Origin of the sequence: Halorhabdus amylolytica (assembly GCF_004944975.1) — an archaeon.
In the GTDB taxonomy this organism is placed as follows: Archaea; Halobacteriota; Halobacteria; order Halobacteriales; family Haloarculaceae; genus Halorhabdus; species Halorhabdus amylolytica.
Window position 1 is genome coordinate 242437 of sequence record NZ_SPQG01000001.1, and the last position, 4194, is coordinate 246630.

At 55.4% G+C, this 4194-nt stretch carries 3 protein-coding genes and 2 pseudogenes; 2 read left to right on the plus strand and 3 right to left on the minus strand.

What is annotated here, in order from left to right:
• Positions 1-222 precede the first annotated feature (222 nt).
• Positions 223-717 (plus strand): hypothetical protein, encoded by a 495-nt coding sequence (locus tag E3374_RS01230; protein ID WP_136686905.1) that lies wholly within the window; start codon positions 223-225, stop codon positions 715-717.
• A gap of 479 nt (positions 718-1196) precedes the next feature.
• Here the strand turns inward: E3374_RS01230 and E3374_RS01235 are convergent.
• From E3374_RS01235 to E3374_RS01245, 3 genes and pseudogenes are all read right to left on the minus strand, one after another.
• Positions 1197-2111 (minus strand): annotated as a pseudogene (locus E3374_RS01235) (type I restriction enzyme HsdR N-terminal domain-containing protein); the annotation flags it as partial.
• Positions 2112-2165: 54 nt separating this feature from the next.
• A complete protein-coding gene (locus tag E3374_RS01240; RefSeq protein ID WP_136686907.1) occupies positions 2166-3446 on the minus strand; it encodes an RNA-guided endonuclease InsQ/TnpB family protein in 1281 nt (426 codons plus the stop codon).
• 7 nt (positions 3447-3453) lie between these two features.
• Positions 3454-3873, minus strand: a complete 420-nt coding sequence (locus tag E3374_RS01245; protein ID WP_211194898.1) for a hypothetical protein — start codon at positions 3871-3873, stop codon at positions 3454-3456.
• A 63-nt stretch (positions 3874-3936) separates the two neighbouring features.
• On the opposite strand from E3374_RS01245, the pseudogene E3374_RS01250 reads away from it, so the two are divergent.
• Positions 3937-4138: pseudogene (locus E3374_RS01250) on the plus strand (restriction endonuclease); the annotation flags it as partial.
• Between the last annotated feature and the right edge of the window lie 56 nt (positions 4139-4194).

Consider the following 4194-nt stretch of genomic DNA (forward strand, 5'->3'; position numbering starts at 1 on the left):
GATTGAGGTTGTAGAAGAGGCTGTTGGGGGGTAGTATCTGCGGGGTGCCGGAGAAAAGAAGATTCGGCGCTGGTGATTTGTAGGACGAGCAAGCCTGACGAACAAAAAGGAGATAGCAGAGAACGAATTCGCGGAAGAATATCTTAAAGTGTTCTGAATATATAGGATCAATTGACAAAGGGGAATAGAACAGTGAACGACAATCTCCGGGAGTGAGTCCTAATGTCGAGCCGTGCTCCCTCCGACCTACGTCAAGAACTCCGAGAAACCGACTACGCCGGCAACGATAAGAATCTCTTTGAGTTGCGGGAAGAAGCACGGGAAACGGTCGATGCACAGCGAGACACGCTGGACGACATCGACACGAAGGCCAGTCGGATTCTCCGCCTCAATATCGCGCTGATCGGAATTCTCGTTTCAGTACTCTCTATCGGAACGCAGCTGGGCTCCGATTCGGCAGGGTTTAGCGGCATTGATCCATTTGTAAATGTCTACACCGGGTTCGGTGTTGGTTCGCTGATCCTCTCGACCACCTTTGCAGCATTGACGTATACCGCCTCGGAGCTCGACGTGGGCATCAGTTCCGAAAATCTCACCGAACTACTCAAAGCTGACTTCTCGCGAAAGGAGATGGAAGAATTGCTCGTCAAAACTATATTATGCGCATTAATTTCAACCGGAGTATTAACGTTCGAAACATCCCACTCATCCAGCTGACCATTGTTTTGATTGTTTGTGCAATCATCTCACTCGTACTGGGGATCTACAAGGGAATTATCGGCTCAGTACCGGTTTGGCTGCTCGGATTTTCGTTCTTGTTGATCGGTGGGATGGTTATAGTCTCAGGAGTGGTTCCACAGACTGTGCGCGCAATTCGTGATCTCCAAGAATGGCAATGACCCAAAGACTATACGACTCAAGGAAGTATCAACACCCATGAGCTCAAAGGAAGAAAGCAACCAATCCGACCGGGAACGAGCACGGGAGAGCTTGCTCCACGGTGGAGAGCGTGTCGCCAAAGGTCGTCAGCGTTCCGACGATGACGACGAATGAACTCGTTCGATCAAAATCGTTCTGAGCCTGCTGGAGATCTCGAGGCTGGTAGCCGCGATCAAGACTGACGGTTGAACGGAACGAACGCCTCAGAACCCATCCAGAAGTATGAACAAGACGAGTTTTGGACTTTGAAGAAATTATCACAACATATCGTCGGTAGTTTCCGCGTTGCGTAACTCCCCGAGCCTCGTGTATCGCAGTCCCTGCGGATACTTCGACTCGTATGGAATCGGGTCTTCGAGTTCGTACAACGACCCCGTTTCGAACGTCACGACCTTCTTGTCCTCGGCGATCTTGGCCCGGTCTTTGTAGTTTAGCGGTTCGCGCATGAGATCGGCTTCGTCGGGAGCAACTACCTCGTCAACCCTTGCGAAGTACCGCACTTCGCGCACGTCGCCAGTGACGTACATTGCCACGTAGTCGAACTCCGACCCAACCCGGACGAATCCCCATGCTTCGTTTTCCTTGAGAAACGGGAGACCAGATTCACGCGTCGGAAAGACGGCCACTTTCGCGTCCGGGTCTCCGTCGATATCGGCCCGGGAAATCGTCCCCGCCACCCGATCTTCTATCGGTTCAAGATCGTCCGGGTTGTCGGGTCCGTCTGTAGAACCGATCTCCGACTGCTCCGATTTCTCTGACTGTGCGGACTGAGAGGAGTGTTCCTCACTCACGAAATGACGCTGTTCTTCGAGTACCGAGCCAAGATTCTGCACGAACTCCCGAGACTGTGCTTCCAGGTCTATTGCGAGTTCGCCGACCTCGTTCTCAACAGCTTTAGCGACAGCTTCGGTGACGCTGTCCTCGTTATTCCGCAGATACCGAATTGCCTGATTCGTTTCCGCGACCTGTGCCGCAATCTCGTCGGACTTCCCGGAGCGGATCGACTCCTTAGTGAGCAGTTCCAGCACGTCCGGGTTCTCGGCCAGATCGTCCAGATCGAACTGGACGACGGAGACCTCCTCGCCCCCGTTGCCAGCACGGTTCTTGGTCAGAACTTCGAAAGATTTCCCGTTGGTCAGAACTCCCCAGTCCACGTCGAGTTCCTGGCGCATTTGACATCCTCTCCGCCCTGAAGGGCGAGGATTCCCGCGTTGGGATATTGTGGTTTACGACGTGACCTGTTCTTGAGGCGCGAATGCGCCAGTTTCCTTGTCAAACAGGAACGTCGATGGCTGTGCCAACCAGCCGTTACTCCTATTCACCGAGAGATTCGGTGAACTCGGAGATACTTTCTGTCGAATGTTCTCGGCCCCGTTCACATCAGCGTTCGCTACCGTCCCGCAGTCGTCGCACACGTACAATCCGCGTTCAACACGGTTCGCGTCACGTGTGCGACCACAACACGAACACGACTTCGACGTATCCCGCTCGGATACCGTCTCAACGGAGATGCCTTCCATCTCGGCTTTGTATTCGAGCAGGTCGGTGAAGCGGTCGAACGCCCACGAGTGCAGGTCGAGGTTGCCGTGTTTGCCCCAGTCCTTTACCTCGTCGTTCTCCTCATCCTCGCGGATGCCGGAAAGGTCGCCAACCACGATGGTTCCAACTCCCTTCTCGACACATCGCTGAACGATGTGTTTCGAGAGCGTGTGGAAGTAGTGGGTGCGTCGTCGAGACTTCTTCTGGTTCAGCCGCGTGGCCTGCTCGGAGTTCGAGTCGTCACACCGGGCAATCCGCTTGCTGAAGTAGTAGTCGTCCTGCTTCAGACAGTTGAACGGGTACAGCTCGGCGTGTCCGTCTTCGTAGGCGAGCGCGGCAAAGTTGTTGATGCCGAGGTCGATGCCGACTGTCTTTTCACCGGGCGATTCGCTCACTTCGATCTCGACTTTGCAGACGAAGTGCAGCTCCCACTCGTCACCAGTCCAGACGGCTCTGACTTGTTGAACGTTCTCCACGGTGGAGAGGTAAATGTCGGGACGAGTCTGGTACTCGCAGAGGATGAAGTCCGACCAGTAGTCCTTGAGGTTCGACCCTTTTGAGAGTCGGACGCGGTCGTATTTGGTGTCGAGTTTGAAGCCGGCGGCTTTGAACGTGACTGTGCTTCGCGGATGTTCGTCGCCGTGTTTGCGGTAGCCGGGCGGATTCGCGGTCGTGTCTCCGTTGCGCCGTTTACCGTACCAGCCGTTGAACGCCTCAGCGAGTTCTTGGAGGACTCGCTGACTTGACTGAGAATGCAGGTCATCGTAGCGTTCGTGGCTCTTGAGGTACGCGGTGAGTTCGTTGTGGCCGGGGATGTGGCCTATCTCAGACCATACTCTGTCACAGACCCACCGTCCGACGTTCCAGAGTTTCGAGGCGGCGAACCCGAGCGAATCAAGGTCGTCAGACACCCGTGACTGGTTCCTGATGGAAGCAGTGTAGGTGCGGGTGACGACCTGTTTCGCCATACGTAACCTATGTAGGTAGACCTACTTGAAGGTGTGGATTACGCAGCGTGGAATATCCCGCCGTGCTATCGTCGTGGTTTGTGTCGTCGTCTGTCGGATTCATCCCCGCCCTGAAGGGCGGGGCTTTCTCCTTGACTTTCCGCAACTGCTGAATCTCGTCGTCGGTGAGCGTCGATCGGACTGGCTTGGCCTCGACGAACACCACCGGTGAATCCCCAACGAGAAGCGCATAGTCGACGTGCGTGCTTCCCGACGCCATCGGGATCGTGTATTCGAGGGCGACTTCCGTCGAGTAGAGATCCCACCCGAGCAGTTCCAGAAACGGCTGGACCAGTTTGACCTTCGTGTTCTCCTCGTCCATCTGTGGAGAGGACTCGATGAGTTGCTGACACCGATTTACGTACTCGGTAATCTCGTCACGGTCCATTACCGACGTCTCCACAGCGACTCCTATTTAAGGTGGTGCCAAGCGACTATCCCGAGTCGGACGGTCGATGGCCTGCGGAAGTTGTCGCTGCCCGCATCGAGGACGTCCCGGGGGTCTGGAGAGCTACGTCGAGACGAAGGAACACGCCGAGGAACTGGAGGCAAAGATCGACCGCACCGATGCGCTGATCGACGAAATCGTCTACGAGTTGTACGGGTTGACCGACGAAGAGATCGAGATTGTGGAAGAGGTTGTTGGGGAGTAGCGTCCGCCGAGTACCGAAGGCACGAGGCGGTTCGCCGGACCCGACCGAAGGGAGGG

Coding starts and splice junctions, on each gene's coding strand:
- E3374_RS01240 (WP_136686907.1), bottom strand. CDS start 3,446: ATGGCGAAACAGGTCGTCACCCGCACCTACACTGCTTCCATCAGGAAC.
- E3374_RS01245 (WP_211194898.1), bottom strand. CDS start 3,873: ATGGACCGTGACGAGATTACCGAGTACGTAAATCGGTGTCAGCAACTC.
- E3374_RS01230 (WP_136686905.1), top strand. CDS start 223: ATGTCGAGCCGTGCTCCCTCCGACCTACGTCAAGAACTCCGAGAAACC.